Below are 25,351 nucleotides of genomic sequence, written 5' to 3'. Positions count from 1 at the left end.
CTATTTGGCTTGTAGGTTTTCATTGGGTCTTTGAGGGCGGAAAGCATCGTTCTCGTTAATAAAAATAATCTGCGTATCCTGAATATGGACAATCATATCGGGCTTGCCATCGCCATTCTCGTCCACAAAAGACAATGTGGCAGGGGTGAGATCCTGGTTAGGGCCAATTAAATCAGGGCCAATATAAATCTTTGCCTTCGAACAATCGCCCGCCGGACACTCAATAATCTCTATCTTACGGTTTATATTTAAGGCCATGAAATGACTGGGTTGTGCGCTTGAGTCATTATTATGTCCAACGACATAATCTATCTGAGACGTACGAGGGCGTCCATAATGCCAATCATCCTGCGTCACCTGCCACCAGTTGGATAAAAACGTTAAGGCAAACCACCCCAGAACCATAACAACCAGAAGAAGACCAATATATACAAGCAAATGGGGATGATGCCCTGATAGATGCTTTCCTCGGAGAAGAGGACCTTTCCCTGGTCCCAACACATCCTCTGTATCAACCACGTGCCGATGCCCAGTCGATACCGCTGGCGTACGCCCCTGGGTCACCGCCGTACGGCGCGGAGGAACCTTGCCCGTTGACGCAAGGCGCACGCTCTGGCTTGAGGCCTGTACATCTGCGGGGGCACGACCAGTCTCCGACTTGACATCGCTATGATAGCGGCGCACGCTCTTAGGCATACGACCGGGCAATTCATCATCATACTCATCATCAAAAAAATCGCGGCTTGCTACCTGCTGCTCACGAATATGCTGGGAACCTTTCGCTGACATGCGTCCACCACGCGCTGTGTAACTCTGTTCCACATTGGTACCGTCCTCTCCTAATGCTAGCGAAACGAACTTTTGTTCCAAAGCCTTATGGTCCACATAGTACACTAGAACAAAGGTACTTGTCAACTGACTTTCCTGCCCTTTTTTGCCACTTTCGCTATTTTATGTTTTTTTTAATGACTTCGCGTCGGCAATGCTTCAGAGAAGGGGTCCATAGGAAATAGGGTGGTGGCAATGCCGCATGCATTGCCACCACCCTATTTCCTATACAAGCAAGCTATGTTGTAGCAAGAAATTCTGAGTAATCATACCTGGTCTAGTCGTGACATTGGGCAAGGTAACACGCTAACAGAGGTGGACAAAACTCATAGTGAATAGCACCTCCCATACCATCTTCGGCCAGTAAGCCTGCCTGGAGTGATTCTTCCAGTATATCCAGGATCGCGTCCTCATCATACTCTGCCCCAAGCTGAAGCACCTGTTGCAAGGTAAAAGCACTTCCCAGGCGAGCGCACTTGCGCAAGAGCCGCTGGCTGCATAGGCTCAAGCGACAGAAACGCTGCTCAAGGATCGCTGCGATAGAGCGAGGCAAGATCACCTGGCTGTCTCCTGCACTTCTCTGTGACAGGTTCCTTACTTTCCTGCCTAGAGCAGCGGCAAGCTCCCAGGCCAGAAAAGGATTGCCGCCCACCTGCTTCTTAATGTCGGCAACCAGCGAGGATGGTACATGAGCCAGCAGATCTTCAATCTGTCCATCCCCGAGGGCTTGTAATGGCACAGGTTGTACTAATTGATCGCGACGCAAGTCCGCAATGAGTGTTTGCAATACTTGATTCCGCATTAACTCAGCAGTCAGACAGGTTACCATAACCGCGATAGGACGCTTACACAAACGTCGTACAAGGTAACACAACAACTCAATACTTTCACGATCAAACCAGTGAGCATCATCAAACACAATAAGTAAAGGTTTTTGACCACAACTAGCATCGAGCCATCTCAACAGGTCATCACGCAGAGAGAAACGCTCCTGCTCATGCAAGAGCGGCTCAACGGAGGCCAGGGTTACATACTCCCGTTGCCACCTGGACAACACTCGTGTCTGCGAATTTTTGTTTACTGTGTGCGTCTCGCTATGCTGGGGGAGAAGTTCGCTCTCGCGCAAGAGACGAAGCACATCTAGCCAGGCATGATAGGGAGTGGCACATTGCTCCTCCAATACTTTATTCCACAAAACCACCCAACCTAGTTCTTGCGCATACTGGCTCACCTCTTCGGCGAGATGTGTCTTGCCCATGCCCGCCTCGCCCGTTAACAGGAACATATGGGGAGTAAGAGACGGAGCTTGCTGAAGAGAATGGAGCGTACGACACAACTCCTCATACTCCTGCTCACGCCCCACCAGTTCTGGCCTGGATACACGATCTTTCAGGTTCCACGTTGTCCTGGCCGAAGATGGGGTCAGAGCAAGAAAAACATCCTCAGAAAAGACATGAGGAGCCGTACCAGAGTGCAGCGATGAGATAGGTTGAGCCAGCGTAGATAAGGGCGAAGAGAACGTAGTTGGGGCCTGCATCTTCTTGCAGACAAAGGCATAGAGTTGCCGCGTCTCGGCAAGTGGTTCGGTTCTGTAGAGTTTCGCCAACTTGGTGACCAGGCATTGATAAACATGCGCGGCCTCTGCGGGCCGTTCCAGGCGTACCAGAGTGTGCATAAGACGGCGCACGGCAGCCTCATGAGCAGGATCGACAGCAATCAAGCGTTCCAAGATCTTGATTTCTTCAGGCCATGCATTCCGTGCCTCGTAGACATCAGCGAGCATAAGCAAAAGACCAATCCATTTGCGCTGCAAGGTGCTACGCCGTGCCTGTGCCCACGAGAGAGTTCGCTCCTCCGCTAAAAATTCGCCCTTGTAGAGCTGTGCCGCCTGTAAGAGAAGATGCTCTCTGGACTGAGCGTCCTGCGCTGCGTATGCCAGGCGCAGCCACTCCTCAAACGCATCCGCGTCTACCCACACCTGGCGTTGCTGAGCAAGCATAAAAATATCATGTTCCAGGCGCAACAATTGTGAATTTGCGGGTCGCTCCAGTTCAGGTTCCAACACCTGGCGCAATCCATGCACGGCGGTGTTAAGGCGATTAGCAGAGATATCCACACTCTGTTCCGGCCAGAGCGCCTCCATCAGCTGCTCGCGCCCCATCATACGCGAGGTTTGACTTACCATACAAGCAAAGAGTGAGCGCACGCGTCTCTGTTGCCATCCCATCTCACTGACCGTTTCCCATCCCTGACTACGCCATCTTTCCAGGCGGCATGACCCAAGCAGATATATACGCACAAGTGGAACGTTCCTGTTAGCTGCATCCTTCATCACCTCTCACTGCCTTTCCAAACATAGGCACGGGGGAGATAGCGCGCCTATCCCTGCATGCAAAATACAGCACGATACGTCTACAGTACATGACAACCTGTCCTGCTAAAAGCCCAGCCTTTCTTCCGCTGTCAAAGATAAACTCAAGCTTGATATACTCTCGTATGTATCGTATTCAGAGGAGGGCTTTCTCATCTTTAAAAGTATAAATACATCCAAATAAATTCGCAAGGTGAAGTATGGCAGGTGTTTAATCTGCATAGTAAATGATGAAGTACCTATATGTCGCAGAAAAAGTGTTGAGAAGAAAGAATCTGGGGCGTGGCTGCTAAGCCTCGCCCCACAAATCACTCTGCACAGCTGGAGACGCGACACGTTTCCGACCAGCCTTCGCCCGAGTGGTATCAAGCTTGCGGCCGCTGCTCGTCTTCTTTCCACTAACAGGCACGCTCTCTGGCTCGGTAAGAGGCATAGCAGGCATCTCTATGTCCTCTCCAGATGCATGATTGGTATCGACCATGGGAGACTCTTGTGACAGGCTCTCAGTGGCTAGCTCGACCTGCGCCTCGAAGATTGAGTCCCGGCGAATATATATTTCCGGCCAGAGGGTAATGAGGGCTTCTATCGCGCTTTCATCACATGCCTGCAAGACGGGAGCAAGCTGCCTGGCACGCGCGGCAAAGGCGCCAAGCGTGAACGCGTTTTCAGCGCGCAGTGCTGCCAGCATCTCACGTCGCAGTTGCTCTTCCGCTTCGACACTATAGAGACCCAGGCCTGCGACATAGCGCGTTCGCTCATCAACCACCAGTTGCGTCGCCTGCCCCAGCTCTGAACGACGGTAGCACTTCAGCAGGGCATAACACTCTTGCTCCAGGAGGAACCCGCGCACCTGCACATGCGCACGTATTGACGCACTATCTAGCTGAGCCAGGCGCAAGGCAAAATCATCAAAATGCTGGCGTAACAGGTGTAAGACCTCGCTGGCCGAGAGTTGGCCTCGGTAGTAGACAATGGGGAAGGACGAGGCAATCGGGGCAAAGGCCTCCTTCGCGTCGAGAGGGATGGCCAGGATAAGATCCTTGCGCTGCGTCATTTGCAGCAATTTCTGTATCTTGCGTTCCCGATAGGCCGGGGTCCAGAAACCAAGGATCTCCATATAAATACGCTCGCGACCTCGTGAGAGCGCAAAATCGGGTATAAAAATACTCTGTGCCAGCAGTAACGGCTCTGGTTCGCGTTCCAGGTGCCACCCATCAGCACCCTGGCTGGCGGCTAAAGCAGTAAAGGCCTCGGCAAAGCCCTGCTCAATACTACTATCAAAGAGCGAGGTTGTAGGAACATAAGCTGTGTTCTCCTCCGCCACTTCGCTCCTGGCAGGCTGTGGCAACAATTGGAGTAGTTTGGCGTCCATCTGAAACTGGTAGCGGCGCTGCAAGAAATGCACGGTTGCCTCCGCTTCTACTAACGCAGCGGAAAAAGACTGCGAACGCCCTGGTTGCTTTTGATACCCCAACAACACCCGGCAGAGACGCGCCAGGCGCATCCCATATTGCTGTGGCGCACCGGTCACCTCTTGTGGACCATACAACAAGAGTTCGAGCGTGGTTGGACGCCCCGACAGTTCACTCACAAGGTCGGCCTCATAGGAAAGATCATAGTACACACCAAAGCGCCGCGCGAGAAAGCATAAACGCTTGATCACCGCGCCCAATCCCGGTTCAGTGCTGGGCATGGGAAAAAGCTCATCGGCAGATAATTCGTCGGATAAAGCCTGGCAGTCGAGTGAAAAATGGACATCGGAGGCGTTAAAAAGCGCGGCCTCAAACGCCCACTGATTATAGGTGGCGGCAACCTCAGGCGCTGTAGGAGGTTGTTCGCCAGTGCGTACCAGTACCGCCTCGTCCTCGCTATCTAACACCAACAGATAGGCTAGCTGGTCAGGCGTCAAGCGATAGGTGAGAGCAAACGCCTGTAAAGCCTCCTGGCGCTGATCATTAGCCAGAAATCCCTGGTAGTGTTCGTTGACAAAGTCGAAAAGAGCCAGGCGTAGCCGGGTCGGTGACGTTACGTCCTCCAAGGCCTCGCTCGCCTGCATCTCTTGCAGGACCTCGCTCCACTCCCGCGTACGCCATTGATACCAGTTACTCAAAGTCGCCAGCAAACAATTGGCCAGGCGATAATCGCCAATATAGGAACGGGCCTCGTCTTCAAGGAAAGCACGCTGTGGACGGTCAAGCATACTTTCATAATAGGCCACGAGTTGCTCTATTTCCTGGTACAGGACGCCAGGGCGTAAAAAATGCAGGGAGAGCCCGAGATCAGCCGCCTTCCCTGACCTGCCAGCACGCCGATGAACAGTCTTTTTGACATCTTGTAAGCTAAAACGCACGGATACCACCTTCCCAGGAAACCATAAGAGGCATACCTTGCCCCCATTATAGCAAAGATCTAGCGCAAAGATCTGGCGCCTTTTTCAGACCTTCGCACGCTCCTCTATTCTTATCGCGCTGGCACGAAACGGAGCAATAGGAGGCATATCCTATTGCAATTGAACATTTGTATACCCTATGCTATGGTTGGCATTGGGCTGTAAAGTTGTTATGCCGATTATTTAGAGCATCTACAACCAAGGCACCGTTTCAGCCACTGGAGGCGGCAATGAGCACAACCCCACGACGCCTGAGCAAATATGAGCTACACACTAAAATAGGTCGAGGCAGCATTGGCGAGGTATGGAAAGGACGGGATCTGCAACTCCAGCGCGACGTTGCTATCAAGCTCCTGCATACCGATTTGCAGCAGGCCAATCCTCACTTCTTCAATGACTTCACGACCGCGGGGACGGCCCTGAGTGCGCTTCACCAGGATCATCTCGTGCCTTTACGCGAAGTCAATGTCTATCGCGCCCCCGATGGAAATGAAACCGTTGCCTACATTGTGATGGATTACATTGAGGGACTAACATGTAATGATTACCTGAAAGTCACCTCGCATCGCGGTCAATTTCCCTCAATGCATAACATTATCTATCTCTACTCTTGCCTGGGAGATGCCTTAGATTATACTCACAGCAAGGGGATCATTCACGGAGATATTAAGCCCAAGAATATCCTGCTCCAGGCAAAAAATCGCGCCAATTTTGATGCTGGTGAGCCCTTACTCGTTGATGCCGGCTTCTGCCCTATGCTGGGTATCACGCCCAACGCCGACATGCCCTTTTATATTTCACCGGAACAAGCAGGTGGTGGCCACCCCAATACACGTAGCGATATTTATGCCCTCGGAGCCCTGCTCTATGAGATCTGCACCGGCGTTCCCCCCTTTCGTGGAGAAAGCCCCATCTCAATTATGATGCAGCATGTGAATGCGCTTCCAACGCCGCCTAATTTGATCAATCCGAATATTCCCGCGGCCCTCTCCGAGGTCATCCTACGCGCACTTGCGAAAGACCCTGTTGCCCGCTTTGCCAGTGCCTCACTCCTGGCAACTGCCATTGCAGAGGCCTGCTCCATGCGTCCAAGCCTGAAGTTACGTGCCATCCCGGCGCTCCCAGAGCCAGGCCATTCGGCCGCGCAAAGGGGACCGACCATTAACATTCTCGGGGTTCCACAGCCGTTTTCACCACAAACAGTGCAGCCACCACTCAATGCGTCTATTTCCCGGCCCTTGCCTGCGCTCCCTCCTGCCTCACAACCTTTGTCGTCAAATTCACGTCCCTTGCCAATTCCTCCCAAGGCCTCACAATCGTTACCAGGCATTGACCAGGCTCGACCGTCAAATTCACGTCCCTTGCCAACTCCTCCCGCGACTTCACAATCGTTACCAGGAATCTCACAGTCACCTATAGCACCGTCACAGCGCTCTTCGGGTCTCCTTTCTGGCTATCAAGTCCGTGATGCACACCCTGCCTCACCCCAGCCCATGCCAGTTGTAGGGCCTGTAAGGCCTCCAGAAATGCCTGCACGCGAACCGCAACAGGCAACTCATGTATACTCATCAGTAGCGACGCCACAATCTGCAATGGCGCCACAAACGCCACCTCTGGCGTTACCTCCGCGCCGCCAACGCCTTACCGATAAGCCTGCGTATATTTTCCTGATCGCGGTCGTGTTGCTACTCGTGCTCGGAGGTGCATTCCTGGGAACCTTCTGGCTCCAGCCCCATAACACTCAGCCCACGGCAACCATCACAAATACCGCACGCGTCTTCTTCCAGGATGATGCGCTTGGGCATAACGATGTGCTCCACCTACAGATAGACCACATAGACGCTCCCGCTCAAGGCAGGGCCTATTTTGCCTGGCTGGAAACTGAAACAAAGCCACTGCCCCTGGGCATACTACCGCTCCAGAATAATGCTATCATCTACACCTATCCTGGCGATACGCAACATACAGACCTACTAAACATCGCGACAGGGGTACTTATCACGTTAGAGCAAGCGAATACACAGCCCCAGGCTCCTGGTCAGCAACACATCTACCATGGAGTGCTCGATCCCAAAGTCGCGACCGCAGTCAAAAATATTCTCTCCTCGACTCCTGGCCTGGAGAATAACCAGAGCGTGATCGTGACGCTCTTTGAAACCATCAAATCGATGAACGATAAAACAGGCAGTATTGCTGATACCCTCCAAAACCATGTAAAAGATAAGGCCCTGGCTATGCGCCAGGCTATACGCGTGATCGAGATGCTCGATGGCAGCAGCAACGCCCGCCAGTCAGGAGATCTGCCACAAAATCTTCCCTCTCAGCTGAGTATAGCTCGAGGACTGCTCTCCTCACCCAGCCAGAAAGGCTATCTCGATATTCTGGATGAACAGGTGCAGCAGGTCAAGCAGGTCGCTGGCGGGAACAAAGAGCTGTTACAGCGCGTCCAAAATACCGAATATGCCATTCAAGATCTGCGAGACTGGCTCCAAAAAGTACGTGCTAACGACGTTCTTCTATTGAAGGCTGCTGACCTGGCTGATCCAGCGAACCTCAGTATAGCTCTCCAACTCAAACAGGCAGCAGCCGACTCTTACACCGGGCGCACGATTCCTCCGAATCAGAGTCCACAACCACTACCAAACTCCGCAGGCGCAAACCAGGCCTATATCGAATGCCAATACATGGCGGCCATTGACCTCCAAAAGCTCTGATTTGTAGGGTCCAAGCTGGCTTGGACTCCAAGGCTCGCAGGCCGACACCCTCCGTGTGGGAAGGTCGCTACGCTCAGAGTCCAAACCAGCTTGGACCCTACAACATGGTTAGCGACGCCGCTTCGCCACCGACTCCTCAGTGGTATCGGAGGTGACCAGTTCATAGAGCAGGGCCTCGCCCTCCTTGGGACGAAGCACGCGCCCCAGGCGCTGGATATACTCGCGTTTAGTGCTATTGCCACTCACGATAACCGCCACACGGCAGTCTGGCACATCGACGCCCTCGTTTAATACGCGCCCGGTAACCAGTTTTGTATACTGACCAGAGCGAAAACGTTCGAGGATGGTGCGCCGCTCCTCGGCAGGCGTTTTATAGGTGATGCTGGGGATACACAGGCGGCGACTGATCTCATCCACGACATAGTTGTACTCTGAGAAGAGGATGGCCTGGTCCTGGGCATGCTCGCGCAAGATACGCTCGATTTCAGCGTACTTGGCGGGCGCGTTCATGGCGATGTTGCGCGCCTCACGCCAGGCCAGCATAGCTTCGCGCGCCTCTGGATCGCGCGCGCTCATATAGATCACCTTCTGCTGAAAATCCTCGGGCGAGCGAATAATAATGCGCCGTCGCTGCAAAAATGCACGGTAGATCTGGCGCTGCTCGTTGTAGCGTGCTGCATCCTCCTCCGCCAGGGCAATAGGCACGACCACTTCACGATACTGGGCCAGGTAGCGACCCTCAGTTAACTCGGAGGGAGAGCGGCGATAGACCTCGGGTCCAATCAGCTCATCAAGCTCTGTATGCGCCATGTCGCTACGCTCGGGGGTCGCGCTCAGACCTAGGCGTAAGGGGGTAAAGGCCGACTCCGCGATCAGGCGATAGGTTGGTGCGGGGAGATGATGGCACTCGTCGAAGACTAGCAAGCCAAACTGGGCCAACTCGCGTGGATAGAGCGCCGCCGAGTCATAGGTAATCACAGTGATCGGCTTCAGGGTTTTCTCGCCGCCACCAAAGAGACCAATCTCACTACTCTCCAGGGAGAGATCGGTGGCCAGCGCATCCCGCCATTGCTGCAACAGGTCAATCGTGGGTACCACGATGAGGGTCCAGAGCCCCAACTGGTGCAGAGCTATGGCGGCGGTAAAGGTCTTACCAGCCCCGGTTGGCAGGACCACGACACCCGCGCTCCCCACCTCCAACCAGGCCTGTAGGGCCTCATGCTGATATGGGCGAGGTTCCTTCACCAGGTGCGTCGCGAAAGGGAGGGTGGGACGTTCCTCGAACGCGATCCGGAGAGGGATGTGCTGCTCCTGGAGCGCCACCTTCACAGCAGTAAAATAGTAAGGCTTGGTGCGCCAGAAGGCATGACGCTTATCCTGGGTCAGAGTCTCCGCCACAAAAGGCGAGAGGCGCTTCCCAAACAGCGCCGTGAGCTGCTCTTCAGGTGTCAAGTGACTATATTCTGCGGAAGGCGTGATTACCAAGTCACGTCCCCGCATTTCTAATACCGTTTCGGATGTCGCTTTTTTACTCACGCTTCTCTCGTTTCCGCGCCAACACTTTCTGCTCAGATACAAAATTGCTTTGATCCACTTACCTGTGCCTATTCTTGCGCGCCCTCACACAAACGGAACCGGCCTTTCACCGGAACATAAGCATAAAAAGCAGGCATCACACCTCTTTTCAGCGGGGATGTTGCCTGCTTTAATTATGTTCCGGGCCCCCAATCAGGGAGAATTATGCGCCGTTGAGGCCCACGCGGGCCTCTAACTCGCGTGCGACGGAGTAGGGATCGCGCTCACGCTTCGTGATATCGTCGATCAACTCATGCCATTCTTCCTCGCTGACGGCCTCGCGGAGCGATTTTGTGACAGCCTGGAGAATGAGAGCCTGGAGTTCGCTACGCACCTGGCGCTGGGCACGGCTCTGCATCATTCCGCTCTCCTGGAGGTAGGTGCGATGCTTCTGCGCGGCGTCAGCCAGTTCGGCAATACCCTGCTCTTTTACGGCCGAGGTCTTGATAATGGGGATACGCCACTCCGCCTGCTTGCGATTGGAGTCAAGGCTGAGCAGCATCGCCAGTTCGGCGACCGTCTGGTCGGCACCTGGCTTATCCATCTTACTTACTACGAAGATATCAGCGATCTCTAAGATACCTGCCTTGATGGCCTGGATGTCATCGCCCATGCCGGGCGCAACCACCACGAAGACCGTCTGGGCCGTGCGCATAACCTCGACCTCGGCCTGGCCTGTGCCCACGGTCTCAATAATGATCGGGTCATAGCCCGCGGCATCCATGGCACGCACGGCGTCGCGCGTCGAGGCGGAGAGACCGCCCAGGTTCCCTCGACTGGCCATGCTGCGAATGAAGATATTGGGATCGCCTGCCAGCTCCATCATGCGAATGCGATCACCTAAGATAGCCCCACCACTGAAGGGACTGGTCGGGTCCACCGCGATCACACCAACCTTGCACTCTCGCCTGCGATACTCACGCACCAGGCGCGCCACCAGCGTGCTCTTGCCCGCGCCGGGCGAGCCGGTCACGCCAATGATATGCGCGTTGCCAGAGTGGCGATGGAGTTCAGCCAGATACCGAGAAGCTGCCGGGGCCTCGTTTTCAATCAACGTGACCATCCGGGCCAGGGCACGCCGATCTCCTTGTAGTAAGCGTTCAATGATATTTTGCAAGGCTTATACCTCGGTCAGCAGGCGCTCAGACCGCACATTCTCCCGGACGAACTTGATGATCTCATCGGTCGAGGTCCCCGGTCCGAAACAGCCCTGGATACCCATGGCTTTGATTGTGGGAATGTCTTCGTCGGGCAAGATGCCGCCTGCCGCCACCAGCACATCATCAACTTCGTTCTGCTTGAGTAGTTCCATGACTTTGGGAAAGAGGGCCATATGTGCACCGGAGAGAATGCTCATCAAAATCGCGTCCACGTCCTCCTGGACCGCGGCTTCAACGATCATCTCCGGGGTTTGACGAATGCCAGTGTAGATTACTTCCATGCCCGCGTCGCGCAAGGCACGCGCAATCACTTTCGCGCCCCTGTCATGCCCATCCAGGCCAGGTTTGGCAACCAGGACGCGAATTTTACGTGTATCAGCCATAGGTGACTCCTTTGTCGGCGCTTCTTCGATCTAAGGGCGAACTGCTTGCTCGCCGTCCCTGGAGAGCTGATTCGTAGAGCGCGCAGATCGCTTGCTCTAGCTCCTCGTACATCTCCTTCTCCTTCAATTCTACTACGGGAGGTTTCGCGCTGCAAGCAGACTGTAGCTCTCTGGCCCGCTGAATGATGAAACGGTGCTCGGGGCCAGCCAGGGTGGGGACAGGCAGGTGCGCCAGGACATGCTGCTCGATCTGCGGCTGCACCCATTTATACGCGGTATGCAATACATAGGTATAGGCGCGCAGGAGACGCGAGTTGAGTAGAGCCAGCAGGAAAAACAGCTCGTCTTCCTGCTCCTGGGAGGTGCATAGGTCCTCACGCGTAAGGTTGAGTATATAGAGCGTCTGTAAGACAATGTGCCCCTCAAGGTCGAGCGAGGCCTGAAGCTGGCCTGTACTCTTGATGACCAGAATTTTGGGGGCGTGATAACGCGCCAGGGGCTTGTGAATATGCTCGCGTTGCATCCAGCGTATAGCTTGAGGGAAGCGATAGGGGTGAATATCGACGCCTCCCCGTAAGACGGGATACCACTCACCCTCATCCGGGCGCCAGGGTGAGAGGAGCGCGTGATCCTTACTCAGCTCCTCACCGCGCCGAACGGTAACCCAGTGCGAAAGCGGGGCCAGCAGGGACTTCCTACCCGCGTGGGCCTGGCTATGCAGATAGAGGCGTTCAATTAAGGTCCCCTGCATGCGCCCCCATAAGTAGCGTAACTCCGCTTCAGGTTGGCGTGCCAGGACCTCCTGCCTGATCATACTGGTATGCGCGTGTGCCTGTTCGGGCTTCTCGCGCCCTAGAATTGGCGTATGCAAAATCAACGATTCACTGCCGATGGAGATGGGCACCACCGTTCCACTAGGCAGGTGCCAGTGTCCACGTGTCCAGGTAACCTGGTGCGAACGCTTAGGCAAGCGCTTCTGTGCCACAATGACGACCGCGCCCACAAAGGCCGAGAAAACACCGGAGAGATGCCAGAGCTGGTGAATCGTCGTCTCTCGCAACAGTACCTGGCGCTCGCTTGCGGCATTGGTACGCGCGAGCACTGGATCTGGCAGCACCAGGCCAATCCAGCCGCCAGGGCGTACCAGGCGCAACGCCAGGTCGAGAAATAGCAGGTAGCTATCGCTCTGCCCCTGATGGCCACGTGCCTGGCGATAGGCGCTAAGATCCGTATTTTTGGCCGCCAGGTAAGGGGGATTCGCCAGAAAGAGATCGATATCGGCATGACGCTTTTCCGCCAGCGCCTGCCCCCAGGGAAATGTGAGCGCGTCGGCCTGATGGATATGGAGTGGCAGAGAACTGCGATACTGGGAAGATTGCAGGGTGTATGCAGCAAGTGCTTCGCGGAGGTGCATCTCAGCCATAAAACAGGCGACGGGATCGGGATCAAAACCCCAGATATTCTGCTGGATGCGGCTCAAGGTCTGACGCTGGCTCAAACCATTGGCCTCCGCCGAGAGGACCAGGCGATGTAAGACAGCCGTCAGGAAGTTGCCGCCACCACAGGCGGGATCGAGGACACGGAGCTGAGTGAGATTGCGCTCGGGCGAGAAACCACAGGCATCGAGAATCTGCTCCACCAAGCGTGGTGGTGTTGAGAAATGTCCCCGCGTCTTCCGCTCAGTCGGAGCGAGACTGGATTCGTACCAGTTGACGAGATCGTGAGCTGCCATCTCTCCCCTTCCAGCTTTCTTTTAAAGAACCAGAAGCATCTATTTGGTTACATTGCTTCATGCTTATCAAAGCTGAGGCTGCGATTCATCCTCTATATCAATGATTGGAGCTTTCCCGCGCTGTTTCTGTAGAGCCTCTAGCGCCTCGCGAGCCGCGAGCCGTCCGGCCTCTTTGATGCTGGAGGCCTTGCCCAGGCCTAGAAGCGTCTCCTGATCATAGACGCCGACCAGGAAGACACGATCATTATTATGCCCACTCTGCTCCAGGACGCGATAGCGTGGGAGACTTCCCGTGCGCTGCAAGATAATCTTTTGCAAACGCCCTTTAGGATTGGTGTCCGCCTGCACACTGACCTGCTCAACCATAGGCAGAATCGCTCGCGCCACAAAGTCGCGTGCGACCTCTGCCCCCTGATCGATATGGATCGCCCCCACCAGCGCCTCCAACACATCCGCACATAATGAGTCACGCGACCGCTCATTAAAGGTGCGCAGGTTCGCGATATCTACGCGAATAAAAGGGAACAGCCCAAGCTGCTGCCCAATAAGCGCAAAGACACGACGGCTTACCACCTCGGACTTGAGGGCCGTCATATCCCCTTCACTCGCGTTTGGGAAGCTGCGATAAATATACTCCACAACATGAGCGCTAATAATCGCATCGCCCAGGAATTCCAGGGTGTCATATGAGTCGCGTAGCGCCGTTTCGCTACAACACGAGTGGTGCGTAATCGCTCGTAGCAGCAGAGAACGGTCATGAAACGTCACCTGAAGCAATGCTTCTAATGCGAGCAGATTATCGATATTTTCTATGTCTCCCATGATACCATTATTATATAGCAGTATTCTATAGCACGTCGATGTTACCCATCGTTTATATCATGATATCATATCTACTGCGAGATAGGAGAAGCCTGTTTCAACAACGCTGCCAGGTATGCTACACTGTGGTCTGGCATCCCTCCACCGGGACATCACGTACAAAAGGTCGTTATCCGTATGCAAGCACAAAGATTTTTTCGGGCTACACCCCATATACATATATTTCTAACTATAGCTGCGTCTCTCGCCCTGCTCCTGCTGGTGATGACTCCCCTGCCAGGGCAGGCGTCTTCCATCCTCCTGCGCTCAGATCCCCCGGCAGATAAGCTCCTGCTCACCGCGCCATCCGAGGTCCATCTCTGGTTTAGCGAGGATCTCAATTCGGCGGCCAGTACGGTCATGGTCCAGAACGCCGAACACAGGCGAGTCGATTTACGCACCTATGCCAGCGGTCATGAGCTTGTCGTCCCATTGCAAAGTCCCTTGCCGCCAGGAGTCTATACCGTCTCCTGGCGCACACTGGCGAGCTACGATGGGCAGACGCTGACAGGGGCCTTTAGCTTCGGCATAACTGGACCAGATGGAGCCTTACCTCAAGGCGCAAACCTGGCGGGAGTAGATAATGCCTTTGGCGCCACGCCTCTTGCCTCCGGCCAACTCGATCTCGCCAGCGTGCTCTATGGGCTGATGCAAGCCCTTCTAGCGCTGGGTGCGACCTTCTGGGTTGGGACCTTATTCTCGCGCGCATTCATTACACGCAAACAGGCAAGCACCGAGCATCAAGCTATACGTGAGCGCGAAGAGCGGCTCTTTGAGCAGAAACTGGCGCAGCCGCTCTTGATCCTGCTCCTGTGCGCCAATGTTGGCTTGCTGTTCAGCAATAGCCTGGCACTGGCTCAGGTAGAGGGCACGCAGGTTATACCCAGCGCCATACAACTCCTTACCACGGGAGGATTTGGGACCTACTGGCTTTTGCAGCAGTTCCTGCTTATCGTCGCGCTCCTGCTGCCTGCACAGACTACGCCTGACGCCAACGATGCGCAATATTCGCGGTCATCGCTCCTGACCTGGGGAAGGCTGGCGCTGGGCTGCGTCCTCCTGCTCCTCTTCGCCCTGAGCGGACATGGCGCATCCACCACTATCAATGGCTCACCACTCCTGGGCCTTGGTAGCGACTGGCTTCACTGGCTGGGTACCGCTATGTGGGTCGGCGGCATGTTCTACGTCGCCTGGGTCTACCTGCCCGCCCTACGCGATCAGCCCCCGCTCACTCAGGGTAAGGCTCTGCTGAACACACTAGGCACTTTTTCTCCCCTGGCCCTGACCGGGTTGCTTCTCCTCCTGGTCACAGGACCCTTCAACTCCAGCCTGCACCTGCAATCCTGGGAGCAGTTGTTAAGCACCCCTTATGGCCGTACCCTCATTGTGAAATGCCTCCTGCTGGGAATACTGCTCTGCGTGGGAGCCGTACAAGATCTGCTCATTCGCCCGCGCCTTAACCGCGACTACAAGAAAATTGAGCGGATCCAGGTTGAGGCTGGCGAGGAGACAAAAGAACGCTTCGCCGCTGATGTCAGCAAGAAAATCGAGCGCCAGGTCGAACACGCTACACGCACGCTCCACACGCTTCTGCGCTGGGAGGCGCTGCTGGGTGTCACACTCCTGCTCGCAAGCAGCCTCATGAGCGTCTACGCGCCTACCACTGCGCCTGCTCAGCCTGCTAGTAGTACAGGCACCGCGACCAAAACAAATAAGCTTTTCCAGGGAAGCATGCGAACCGAGGATCAACAGTTCAACGTTCAACTTACCATCTCACCCAATCGCATTGGCCCTAACACCTTCACCGTCCATGTCCTGGATAAGCAGGGGCAGAACGCGAAAAACATTCAGGTTGGGCTGGCTGCGGATATGGTCGAGATGCGCATGGGCGCCACGCTACTCACCCTACAGCCTGACAACAAAGGAAATTTCAGCGGTACCGCCATTCTCCCCATGAGTGGACTATGGCAGATTGATGTCCACATCCGCACTACGGATACGACACAACATACCGCCAGTTTCCGCATTCAGACATCTTAAAAATGTTTATGTAGGAAAAATATTTTGAGGAGCAGATTATGAGCTGGGGCAACAGGCGTTTTCGACGCTGGCTACCATTGAGCTTATGTATACTTATGGCCCTGGTGCTCGCGAGTTGTAGCGGCACCGGGAACGATACCACAACAAGCAATGCCCAGACCGCTCAAAAGGTCAATGTCTTTGGCACAGCCGCAAACCACCCTCACTCCTTGCTGGCCTTTGCCAACCATACGCTCTTGCTCGCGACCCACTATGGCCTCTTCCGCACCACAGATGATGGCACAAGCTGGAAGATGGTCGCAGGAGGAGCAGGGCAGGCCATGGAGGGCTTAATGAGCTACTCCATGGTGAGCAGCCCCGTAGATCCTCAACGCGTCTACGTCCTGGCACAGCCCACCGACAAGTCATCGAAGGGTACGCCTGGCCTCTACACCAGTAGCGACCAGGGGCAGACCTGGCAGCTCAGCATCTCCGCCAAAAAGCTTACACCCAGCACGCTTTTCCTGGCCCAGGCTGGCACTACCTCTGCCAACGAGGTCTATGTCTATATCAACACCCTGGGCAGTCATGGGTTACTCGTGAGCCAGGACGGCGGAAAGAACTTTCAGGCCGCTGGCGAGCTTCCCTTTGGTAGCCTGAGCAGTCTGCTCGCCCTCCCAGGCGAGAAACATGTGCTCCTGGCCGGGAGCAGCGATGGCCTGGCGCGCAGCGAGGATGGCGGTCAACACTGGACAAAGCTACAGAACACAGGCGGTGTTTATGAAATGGCCACAGGCGGGAACGACGGCCCTATCTATGCCAGCGGCGATGATGGCGTGTATGCCTCTCAGGATCATGGCAAGACCTTTCAACAGGTCTATTCAGCCGCGGCCATTAACTCGCTGAGCGTCTCCTCACAACAACCTCTCACACTTTACGGGAAGACTGGCACGTCTCTCTATCGCAGCACCGATGGCGGCAAAAGCTGGAGCAAACTACCTCCCCTGCAAGGGAACTACTTCAATGTGGTTGCCCACCCGGGTAACGCAGGAGAGGTCTATATCTCGCTCTCCTACCCGGTTGCCATCTATCGCTTTGACCAGTCCAGCCAGCACTGGACCTCGCTGACACCGAAAAACTAGAAAAGGAGAAGTGACATCATGGTGCACAGTAGACGTCGCTTGCTCTATCCCGCCTTACTCTTGACACTTACTCTGATGGGCCTCCTACTCATGGGGAGCAGTCCTCGCCTGGCCTATGCCGATGGCGGCGCGCCCAACCTGGCCTATGTGGCAGGCGCCAGTCAGGGCCTGAGCATCATCGACATCGCCACGCAAAAGGTCACAAAAAACGTGGCACTGAAAGGCGACCCGCACACCGTCCTGCTCAGCGTCGATGGCGCGAACCTTTTTGTGACACTACCTCAGAGCAACCAGGTCGCGGTTCTCGATACACATGATGGGCACACGCTCTGTACGGCGAGCGTTCCCGGACAGCCCACACTTTTAGCCTACGACCTGAATACCAAGCTTATCTACAGTGGCGGCAATGGGACCAGTGGCGTACGTGAGATTGATCCCAAAAACTGCCAGGTCATACGCACGCTGGCAACAAATGGTCCCATCTACGGACTGGCCATGGCCTATGTCTCAGATCCCCAGTCAGATACGGTTGGCAATCAGCTCTGGATCTCTAGCGAACACGACGTCATTGTCTATGACCTGAAACAGCATAAGCGGCTTGCCAGCATTCCCGTTGACGGAGGCCCTCAATATCTCTCTAACCCACCTGGGACAACGGCCTATGTCACTACGCGTGCCGGGGACATTATGACTATTGACCTTGTCTCACACAAGGTCACAAAAATTCTCTCTGGCGGCTCTTATGGTCCCATGGACTTTGATGAAACTACAGGTGAGATGTATATTCCCGACCGAGGCAACAACCGACTGCTGGTGCTCAACCCGGTACATGGAGGCTTCGCCCTGCCCAAAGAGCCTAACCGGGTCATCTCCCTGGAGGATCATCCCCAATCAGTAGCTATTACCAGCGATGGGCAATTTGCTTTTATCGCGCTCGCAAGCGGCAAAGTCGTCATGTACGATGTTCCTGGACGCCAGCTCATCAATACCCTCACCGTAGGCGGAAACCCGCAATTTATCATCACAGGCCTCTATCCACCCGCCCTGGCCCAGGGCGCGAACGCATCGCCTGATAGCCTGCTCACAATTGTCAACATCGTCGCCTATGTGCTGATTGTGTGCCTGCTGCTTGGCCTCCTGTTCATCTTCCTGCGCTCACGCAAGAAGGCTGAGCCACACAAGAAGGGCTAAAGATAGCCAATACTGATACAACTGATGTGTAGAGCGCCCTGGTAGCCGCAGGCTACCAGGGCGCTCTACACATCCTACTCAAAGGCACAAAGGCAAGCTAGGCGCGTGTCACCACTGAGAGGATCTCTGGGCTGCGATTCAGCAGGCGAGGAGTCACAAGCGACGTTATACCGATATAGACAAGGACACCATAGACCAGCGAAAGCGGGACCGTCAGCGACCAGAGCCAGGTCATACCAAAGAAGAGCGGCGTGCCCAATGCCACCAGGACTGGCACCATCACCACGACCAGGACCGCGAGCGTCACCAGTGACATCACGGCCCGCATACAACCGGCCTCAGAGCTTGAACCCATCGACGTCTGGAAGCCACGCTGAATCTGCCGCCACTGCTGAGGGAAGAAGACCGAGGTCAGGTTACCCAGGCCCACGACCACAAAGATAGCAGAGAAGCCACCCGCCAGGACGGGAACGAGCAGATTCAAGCTATGCGAGAGGAACATCGCCACTGGCACCAGGATCACCAATTCCACAATCCCGATCGTGAAGGTGACCAGGTTCTTGCCCCATAGGATATGCCAGGGCTTGATCGGAAAGAGGAAGAGCGTACCCAGGCTCTGGCGCTCAAAGCCCAGGATATTATACGAGAAGCGATAGAGCGAGAGACAGACCATCAATGGCACCAGCAAGAGCGGGGACCAGCTAGAAAAGCCACTTGTGTGCGTACCACCGCCAGGTGTAGCATTAAACAGCGTTACAGCGACCACAAAGACGGGCGCAAGCACCGATTGCAGCAAGGCCCCGGTAATCTGCGGATCGCGCCGCATATATTTCAGGTCCTTGCCCAGCAGCGAAAGCGCTGGAGTTGGGAAGAGGCGCTCCAGAAGAGCAGGCCTGGCTCCGGATGCTGCTACAGGGGCTGCTGCCGCTGTGGAAGGTACCACAGCCTCACTTGTGGAGCGACGACGCACACGCCTGGCCGAGTTGTCGACCTCGGGACGTACCACCGCCCGCTCTACAACCATTTGCCAGAGGAAAAGCGCCACCACGCCGACCACCAGCAAGGCCAGCAGCCAGAGGAGCGCCTGGCCCCAGTTCCCCAACGAGGCCTGCTCAATGGCCCGCGCCGCCATACCGGGCGGGAGCCACTGGAGATAAGGCGAATACGGATGATTGCTCAGATTATTAATGAAGTTTTCGGTAAAGATTCCGCGCGAGACAAACTGGCAGAGATAGCCAGAAAAGGAGATAAGCACGATCAGGAAGACACCCAGGTCACGGAAGCGACGGCTCTGCAAGAAACTCATCAAGAGTGAGAGGATGAGCTGGCCGATACCAATCACCTGCACATAAAACACCAATACCGTTACAATGCTAAAGAGCACCAGGGGCAGCGAGAAGGCCCAACCTGCAATCAGGCCCGCGAAGACCAGTAACAGGCCCAGCGTCATCGTGTCCAGCAGGGTCGAGAGCACGAGACTAAGCATCTTCTCGCCCCGCGTAAGTGGGAAAAGCGCCAGCTTGGTCAGGTCCAGGCCTTCATTGGTATTAAATTCAAGCAGCGGCAGGACCAGCCAGAGCACATTCAGCGCCGTCAGGAGTAGCAGGGTCGCCTCAAAATTGGCAGGAGCAGGCAGAAAGCGGCCCGCCGCGAAGAAGAGAAAGGCCGCCCAGAAGCCTGCCCAGAGCAGCACCAGGATCAATACAATACGGCTAATGATGCGGCCAACCTTGCCCTTACCGGGACGGGTAAAGGCGCGCAGAAATGTCTTCCAGCGCAGCCAGAGCAGCCAGCGGATTTTATCGCGATGGATAAGCACACCGAACTCCTATTACTTCTGATCCGAAAACCTGAGCGCGCTTGTCCCCGAATGGGGGAAGCGCTCGTCACGTGAGTGACGTTGGGTTTCGGAATAACAATTCAGTCAAGCCAGCTCAGATTATGGTTCTCATTGCGCACACCAATGACATTGAGGAAGACATCCTCTAGCGAGGCATCTTTATCGTCGCCACTGGCCCGCTCACGCAGCTCTTGCAGCGTCCCCTCGGCCACAAGCACACCCTGATTGATAATGCCGACGCGCGTACACAAGCGCTCCACCACCTCCATGATATGCGAGGAGAAGAAGATCGTCGTTCCACGCTGGGTCAGTTCATGCAGAATGTCGCGAATCACACGTGAACTCACGGGATCGATCCCCTCAAACGGCTCATCCAGGAACAGCACCTGGGGGCGATGCAAGATGGCCGCGGCCAGCGCGACTTTCTTGCGCATACCTACTGAATAATCAACTATCATCTTATCCGCATCGTTTGCCAGGTCAAGGACACGTAGCAAATCCTCGGTGCGGCGCGTCACATCGGCATCGGGCACGCCATACATATGGCCCGCGAAGAGAATAAACTCACGCCCCGTCAGGCGCTCATAGAGATTCAGGTGCTCAGGAAGTACGCCCATCAGGGCACGCGCGCTGAGTGGATCTTTCCAGACATCCACGCCTCCCACCCAGACCGAGCCAGAGGTCGGGCGCAAGAGTCCCACCATCATTTTGATCGTTGTCGATTTGCCAGCGCCGTTGGGACCCAGAAAGCCAAAGAACTCACCCGGACGTACAGCAAGGTTCAGATGGTTTACAGCGACCTTCTGGCCGAAGGTTTGCAACAGGTCCTGCGTCAGAACTGCATATTGCTCAGCACTCTGCCCCGTTTGAGTAGATGAATATGCTTGTGGATAAGCCTGAGCTGCAGCTGGTTGAGGAAAAGGTGTATCTTGAGTCTGTGGAGGATTCTGCTCAGGAAAGGTATTCATTCAAAACATCCTTTTTTATTACTACGGTGTCTACCAATGATAGAAGTATAAGCGAGAGCGCCCAATCTCGCACCTATGGCACTCGCCCTGGTTAGGGATGTGGTAGCGGTTGACAGCCACTACCACATCCCTAACCAGAAATAACTTGCACATGGTGTCAGTAAGATAGACGTAGAAAGGGAGCGAAGATCTAAGGGGGCATAATCTCAGCCCCTCGCTAAAAACCCATACATATACCTGTACGCACGGTCACTGCGAAAGTTCCTACCATAACACACAAAAGGTGCCCCTTTGGAAAGGGGCACCTTAAGAAAGAGAGGCATGCACATGAGTACATAGATAAATACAGAGCATTACTTTTGGGTATGCGAGCAGGTATTGGGCGTCATACTCGACGTACCTGCAAGCGGCTCATTCTGCGATATGGTTCTCTGCGCCACTTGTTGTGCCGAAATAGTACAGGCGCGCTGATGAGGATATACAAGCGTATCAATATTATTAGCTGCGCTACTTACTGGTTGCATAACATGGGAACTGGCAGCAACGGCACTGACAAGCGCCTGGGAACTACAACCAATACTCAGGACCAGAAATGCCAGCGTCACAATGCGTATCTGCCAGGAGCTACAAGAGCGCACAAACTCAACGAACGCACTAAGGAATCGTCGTAACATTACTGGATCACCATCAATTTTCTACAGTATTTAATTCATCCACTCCCCAGGAGCCTTGCTCACCGTCCCCTTACCGCTCTTCATAGCCTTGCCATCTTCCCCAATCCGCTTGGGAAGATCAGAGAGGTTGACGCGATGCCAGAAGGCCGCCGGGAAGAGGCCGATACCAAAGGCCAGCGCCGCGCCAATTTCCAGGCGGTCAACGGGCAGGCCTGGTGGCAGATGGAACGGAACCTGAGAGATAACCCCGACTCGCAAGAGCAGGGCAAAGACAAAAATCGCCAGTTCGAGGACACAGATAGCCCAATAGGAGAATACCTCTCGCTTCGAACGACTTCGATACACGACCGCTAAGATGATATTCAGGATACACAGGAATGCACTGATCCACAGAGCAATGGAGATAACCTTCATCTGGCCATCGCTCACGCCAGCAAGGGCCATCCCCATCACAGAATGCAGAGATGTCTGTACGAACAACGTGTTCAAGCGTTACCTCGTTTCAATCCTCAGCAATTTATAGGAAATTGCCGCGACGTTTGCCTATGACCAGACGGACTGGCATCCGGATACAATACAGCGTGTCGTGGCACAACCAACGCCGCCCCTACATTTGTAGGGTCCAAGCTTGCTTGGGCTCCAAGCGCTGGAGAGTGCGGTTCTCCTCGGGTGGCCAGACCATGCCAGCACGGCCCCTACAACGCGACGGATGTACCCAACGATACATTATTAATTGCGGGTCAACGCCAGGTTGGAAAAGGCTACTTCAGTATCTTTGAGATACACCAGCATGCCTACCTGCCCACCCTTTAGCGAGTTATCGCTCTTGTTGCCGACCTGCTTGCCATTGACATAGAACGTAAATTTATCGTTCTGCACATCAATCTTGATGACATTTTGCTGGTTATGACCGCCCTTGTACTCACTCTTGATGTCGCCTTCCCAGAGCGGCTGCTTCCACGCTGCGCCATCATTTGTTCCACGGCTATCACTATACTTCCAGAACTGGTACTTGCGCCCATCCTTGGAGTTGCGCACATCAAAGAGGTAGAAGCTGCGCTTGCCCTTGCTATCCTTCTGATAGCGCAATATGATGCCATACTCATTGTAGGCCTTCAACTCACCGTTATCATTGTCTTTGATCACATTCATCGTGATCGTGCTGACAAAGGAATCGGGCAGCGAAAAATCCTGCAAAATGGCAGTACTGACATTATTCGACGTATTCTTGATATGATACGCCCCATCTTTAAAGGTATAACCATTACCAACAGGCCAGCTATGCGTATTACTATCGAGGGGATCCTCGAAATAGATGTTAGCCGCCTGGGCTGTTGCGGTCACACCCGCCTGGGCGGTGCTGGTCGCCTGGGCTTTCAGAAGCATTGTATCATGAGGGTTAGACTGTTGAGGGGTAGTATGCGAATTGACTAGCCAGAAGAGACTACCGCCAAAGATGATCAATGCAGCTGTAACAATCAAGATAGCCGATTTCAGGCGATTGCTCAACTTCTTCTGCTTTAGATTCTCCTCCTCTGCCTTCAGATCATCCTGCATCTCGGCGGGCAGTTGTGGCAGCATACCCGTCACGTACTGACCAGGCTTGCCCGCGACCGGAATCTTAAAGACCCGGGCAGGCTGGACCAGGCGCATCATGCTGGTTGTGTTTGAAGCGCCCGGCGTGCTCACCTCGCCAATTGGCGCCAGGAGACCCGTTTTTCCCTGCTCAGGATATTGGGCACCAAAATCAGCAAGCGTGCCAGTCTTGCCCTGACCAGGCTGTGGCCAGTTGGGCGCGAAGCCCTGTTGCTGTCCCCATCCATCCTGCTGAGGCTGCTGCATCATCCCCTGCTGCTCATTATTTATGCCGGTCTGTGCTGGCTCAACAGGCTGCTCAGCAGCGGGTTGTGCCGTCGCGGCATAATTTAGCAGGCCCGTAGGCTTAGACCCGTAGGAAAAGAGTGATGAAGAAGCGGGCTGGGCGTTCTGCTCTGCCTCTGGCGAGGAAGGCTGCGCCAGGTTGAATGAGGAGCCTCCGGGCTGAGGCGTCGCCTGGGGCTTCTCAGATGAGAACTGGCTTAATAGCCCGCCTGCACGAGGAGTGGACGGTGCGCCCCCTCCAAATGAGGACGGCGCCTGCGGAAAATCCTCCTGCGGGATCGCGGGCGATTGTTCCTGCCCCCAGGGTGGCGTGTACTGGTTAGGCACTTGGTTCTGGTTCTGCGCCAGAAATGTATTAGGCAGCCCAAAGGAGGCATCGCCAAAATTGGTATTTCCTGAAGAGAGGGCCGGGGCCACGGGCGTCGGACGAACCGGAGCAGCCTGCATCTCTGGAGGAAGGATGCCTGTAAAAGAGGGCATCGTCATACTCGTCCTGGCGATAAAATCATTGCGCACGGGCGGCTGTGCGGGTTGAGATGCCTGGGCGTTAGCGCCAGGAGCTGCCTGGCCTATGGGAGCAGGCATAGGTGGAAATGGTTGCTGCTGTTCAGAAGGCTCCTGAGGCGAGTTCTCGTCTTGTGAAAAATGATTTTGTTGCCACATAGGATCAAACAGACCTCGCTTGGTAAAAGAAGCATCACCCTGAGCGGCAGGCACTTTAAGGGTCTCGCCAATGGAGACACCAGCCGAGATCAGCGCCTCGCGAAAAGCGCCCGCGATCTCACTGGCATTGGCATAGCGATCCTCAGGCCGTTTCGCCAGGGTGCGCAGTATCACCTGCTCAGCCGCCACCGGAAGATCCGGACGCAGCAAGCGTGGTGAGGACGGCGGATTATTTAAATGCTGCATGGCCACCTGCATAGGGAGTGCCCCTTTAAAGGGCAGACTCCCTGTGACCATGTGATAGAGCACGCAGCCAAGCGAGTAAAGATCAGCACGTATATCGACTGGAGTGCCGATGACTTGCTCAGGCGACATATAGTCGGGCGTGCCCAGAGGGGCTCCAGCCCCGTCAAGCGCACTTGCGCGGATTGCCCATCAGAGAGGATTTTCACCAGACCAAAGTCGGTCAGGACCAGACGGCCCTCCTGTGTGAGCATCACATTCGCCGGCTTCAAATCGCGGTGAATGACACCTCTCCCATGAGCCACCTCTAGAGCGGCCGCGAGCTGTTCAAGATAGTTACTGGTTTGTGCCAGGGGCAGGCGTCCCTCGCGCTCAAGTACATCGCGGAGCGTGCCTCCGCTCAAGTAAGGCATAACCAGATAGGCCAGCCCATCCTGCTCGCCATATTCATGCACAGGCATGATATTTGGATGGACCAGGGAGGCCGCGGCATCCGTCTCGCGCCGGAAGCGTTCCAGGAACGCAGCCTTTTGACCGGGATTGAGCGGCGTAAAAGGGAAGAGCACCTTGACCGCAACCTGACGGCGTGGGCGAGACTGCTGAGCCAGAAAGACGGCTCCCATCCCACCCTGACCGATAAGTTGCTGCAAGGTGCACGTCCCAAGCGCCTTACCAATCAAATCCTCTGCGTTCATACGACGACCTGCCTCTTACATG

The 25,351-nt window shown here is 55.1% G+C and carries 18 protein-coding genes; 4 read left to right on the top strand and 14 right to left on the bottom strand.

Features of this window, described 5'->3' with window-relative positions:
• The 3 genes from KTE_RS16980 to KTE_RS16970 all read right to left on the bottom strand — a co-directional run bounded on the left by KTE_RS16980 (position 1) and on the right by KTE_RS16970 (position 5,549).
• A complete protein-coding gene (locus KTE_RS16980; RefSeq protein WP_201382849.1) occupies positions 1-822 on the bottom strand; it encodes a hypothetical protein in 822 nt (273 codons plus the stop codon).
• A 283-nt stretch (positions 823-1,105) separates the two neighbouring features.
• Positions 1,106-3,127, bottom strand: coding sequence for an AAA family ATPase (locus KTE_RS16975; protein WP_201382847.1), 2,022 nt, complete (start codon positions 3,125-3,127; stop codon positions 1,106-1,108).
• A gap of 361 nt (positions 3,128-3,488) precedes the next feature.
• The gene (locus tag KTE_RS16970; RefSeq protein WP_201382845.1) at positions 3,489-5,549 is read right to left on the bottom strand and encodes a DUF790 family protein; all 2,061 of its coding nucleotides are present in this window, start codon (positions 5,547-5,549) and stop codon (positions 3,489-3,491) included.
• A gap of 269 nt (positions 5,550-5,818) precedes the next feature.
• On the opposite strand from KTE_RS16970, the gene KTE_RS16965 reads away from it, so the two are divergent.
• A complete protein-coding gene (locus KTE_RS16965) occupies positions 5,819-8,302 on the top strand; it encodes a serine/threonine-protein kinase (RefSeq protein WP_201382843.1) in 2,484 nt (827 codons plus the stop codon).
• A 108-nt stretch (positions 8,303-8,410) separates the two neighbouring features.
• Here the strand turns inward: KTE_RS16965 and KTE_RS16960 are convergent, their stop codons facing one another.
• The 5 genes from KTE_RS16960 to rnc all read right to left on the bottom strand — a co-directional run bounded on the left by KTE_RS16960 (position 8,411) and on the right by rnc (position 13,974).
• Positions 8,411-9,838: a DEAD/DEAH box helicase gene (locus KTE_RS16960; protein WP_236600458.1), complete on the bottom strand. Its 1,428-nt coding sequence runs from the start codon at positions 9,836-9,838 to the stop codon at positions 8,411-8,413.
• Positions 9,839-10,040: 202 nt separating this feature from the next.
• Positions 10,041-10,994: a methylmalonyl Co-A mutase-associated GTPase MeaB gene (meaB, locus tag KTE_RS16955; RefSeq protein ID WP_201369576.1), complete on the bottom strand. Its 954-nt coding sequence runs from the start codon at positions 10,992-10,994 to the stop codon at positions 10,041-10,043.
• A 3-nt stretch (positions 10,995-10,997) separates the two neighbouring features.
• Positions 10,998-11,420, bottom strand: a complete 423-nt coding sequence (locus tag KTE_RS16950; RefSeq protein WP_201382841.1) for a cobalamin B12-binding domain-containing protein — start codon at positions 11,418-11,420, stop codon at positions 10,998-11,000.
• The gene (locus KTE_RS16945; protein ID WP_201382839.1) at positions 11,413-13,152 is read right to left on the bottom strand and encodes an N-6 DNA methylase; all 1,740 of its coding nucleotides are present in this window, start codon (positions 13,150-13,152) and stop codon (positions 11,413-11,415) included. The genes KTE_RS16950 and KTE_RS16945 overlap by 8 nt, the downstream gene beginning before the upstream one ends.
• Before the next feature lie 66 nt (positions 13,153-13,218).
• Positions 13,219-13,974 carry a ribonuclease III gene (gene rnc / locus KTE_RS16940; RefSeq protein ID WP_201382836.1) on the bottom strand — a complete coding sequence of 252 codons (756 nt, stop codon included), beginning with the start codon at positions 13,972-13,974 and terminating at the stop codon, positions 13,219-13,221.
• Positions 13,975-14,151: 177 nt separating this feature from the next.
• On the opposite strand from rnc, the gene KTE_RS16935 reads away from it, so the two are divergent.
• Genes KTE_RS16935 through KTE_RS16925 form a run of 3 tightly spaced genes read left to right on the top strand, consistent with a single transcriptional unit; the run spans position 14,152 to position 18,365 of the window.
• Positions 14,152-16,053 carry a copper resistance protein CopC gene (locus KTE_RS16935; RefSeq protein ID WP_201382834.1) on the top strand — a complete coding sequence of 634 codons (1,902 nt, stop codon included), beginning with the start codon at positions 14,152-14,154 and terminating at the stop codon, positions 16,051-16,053.
• Positions 16,054-16,091: 38 nt separating this feature from the next.
• Positions 16,092-17,174 carry a hypothetical protein gene (locus tag KTE_RS16930; protein WP_201382832.1) on the top strand — a complete coding sequence of 361 codons (1,083 nt, stop codon included), beginning with the start codon at positions 16,092-16,094 and terminating at the stop codon, positions 17,172-17,174.
• A gap of 18 nt (positions 17,175-17,192) precedes the next feature.
• Complete coding sequence (locus KTE_RS16925; RefSeq protein WP_201382830.1) at positions 17,193-18,365, top strand: YncE family protein; 1,173 nt, start codon at positions 17,193-17,195, stop codon at positions 18,363-18,365.
• A gap of 97 nt (positions 18,366-18,462) precedes the next feature.
• Here the strand turns inward: KTE_RS16925 and KTE_RS16920 are convergent, their stop codons facing one another.
• The 6 genes from KTE_RS16920 to KTE_RS48870 form a co-directional block, all read right to left on the bottom strand.
• Positions 18,463-20,184, bottom strand: a complete 1,722-nt coding sequence (locus KTE_RS16920) for a hypothetical protein (protein WP_201382828.1) — start codon at positions 20,182-20,184, stop codon at positions 18,463-18,465.
• A 101-nt stretch (positions 20,185-20,285) separates the two neighbouring features.
• A complete protein-coding gene (locus KTE_RS16915; RefSeq protein WP_201369584.1) occupies positions 20,286-21,173 on the bottom strand; it encodes an ABC transporter ATP-binding protein in 888 nt (295 codons plus the stop codon).
• Between the two features lie 353 nt (positions 21,174-21,526).
• On the bottom strand, positions 21,527-21,847 hold the full coding sequence (locus KTE_RS16910; protein WP_201382826.1) for a hypothetical protein: 321 nt from the start codon (positions 21,845-21,847) through the stop codon (positions 21,527-21,529).
• Positions 21,848-21,877: 30 nt separating this feature from the next.
• A complete protein-coding gene (locus KTE_RS16905; RefSeq protein ID WP_201382824.1) occupies positions 21,878-22,336 on the bottom strand; it encodes a hypothetical protein in 459 nt (152 codons plus the stop codon).
• 240 nt (positions 22,337-22,576) lie between these two features.
• On the bottom strand, positions 22,577-24,730 hold the full coding sequence (locus KTE_RS16900; RefSeq protein WP_255552979.1) for a hypothetical protein: 2,154 nt from the start codon (positions 24,728-24,730) through the stop codon (positions 22,577-22,579).
• The gene (locus tag KTE_RS48870) at positions 24,625-25,329 is read right to left on the bottom strand and encodes a serine/threonine-protein kinase (protein ID WP_201382822.1); all 705 of its coding nucleotides are present in this window, start codon (positions 25,327-25,329) and stop codon (positions 24,625-24,627) included. Before KTE_RS48870 ends, KTE_RS16900 begins: the two co-directional genes overlap by 106 nt.
• Positions 25,330-25,351 lie beyond the last annotated feature (22 nt).

The organism is Ktedonobacter sp. SOSP1-85, assembly GCF_016587415.1.
In the GTDB taxonomy this organism is placed as follows: domain Bacteria; phylum Chloroflexota; class Ktedonobacteria; order Ktedonobacterales; family Ktedonobacteraceae; genus Ktedonobacter.
The sequence above is the reverse complement of the archived record's forward strand: the minus strand, read 5'-3'. Positions and strand labels throughout refer to the sequence as shown.

Bases quoted from the DNA above. Each gene is read 5' to 3' on its own strand.
- KTE_RS16965 (WP_201382843.1), top strand. From the start codon at position 5,819: ATGAGCACAACCCCACGACGCCTGAGCAAATATGAGCTACACACTAAA.
- KTE_RS16950 (WP_201382841.1), bottom strand. From the start codon at position 11,420: ATGGCTGATACACGTAAAATTCGCGTCCTGGTTGCCAAACCTGGCCTG.
- KTE_RS16945 (WP_201382839.1), bottom strand. From the start codon at position 13,152: ATGGCAGCTCACGATCTCGTCAACTGGTACGAATCCAGTCTCGCTCCG.
- rnc (WP_201382836.1), bottom strand. From the start codon at position 13,974: ATGGGAGACATAGAAAATATCGATAATCTGCTCGCATTAGAAGCATTG.
- KTE_RS16935 (WP_201382834.1), top strand. From the start codon at position 14,152: ATGCAAGCACAAAGATTTTTTCGGGCTACACCCCATATACATATATTT.
- KTE_RS16930 (WP_201382832.1), top strand. From the start codon at position 16,092: ATGAGCTGGGGCAACAGGCGTTTTCGACGCTGGCTACCATTGAGCTTA.
- KTE_RS16925 (WP_201382830.1), top strand. From the start codon at position 17,193: ATGGTGCACAGTAGACGTCGCTTGCTCTATCCCGCCTTACTCTTGACA.
- KTE_RS16915 (WP_201369584.1), bottom strand. From the start codon at position 21,173: ATGAATACCTTTCCTGAGCAGAATCCTCCACAGACTCAAGATACACCT.
- KTE_RS16910 (WP_201382826.1), bottom strand. From the start codon at position 21,847: ATGTTACGACGATTCCTTAGTGCGTTCGTTGAGTTTGTGCGCTCTTGT.
- KTE_RS48870 (WP_201382822.1), bottom strand. From the start codon at position 25,329: ATGAACGCAGAGGATTTGATTGGTAAGGCGCTTGGGACGTGCACCTTG.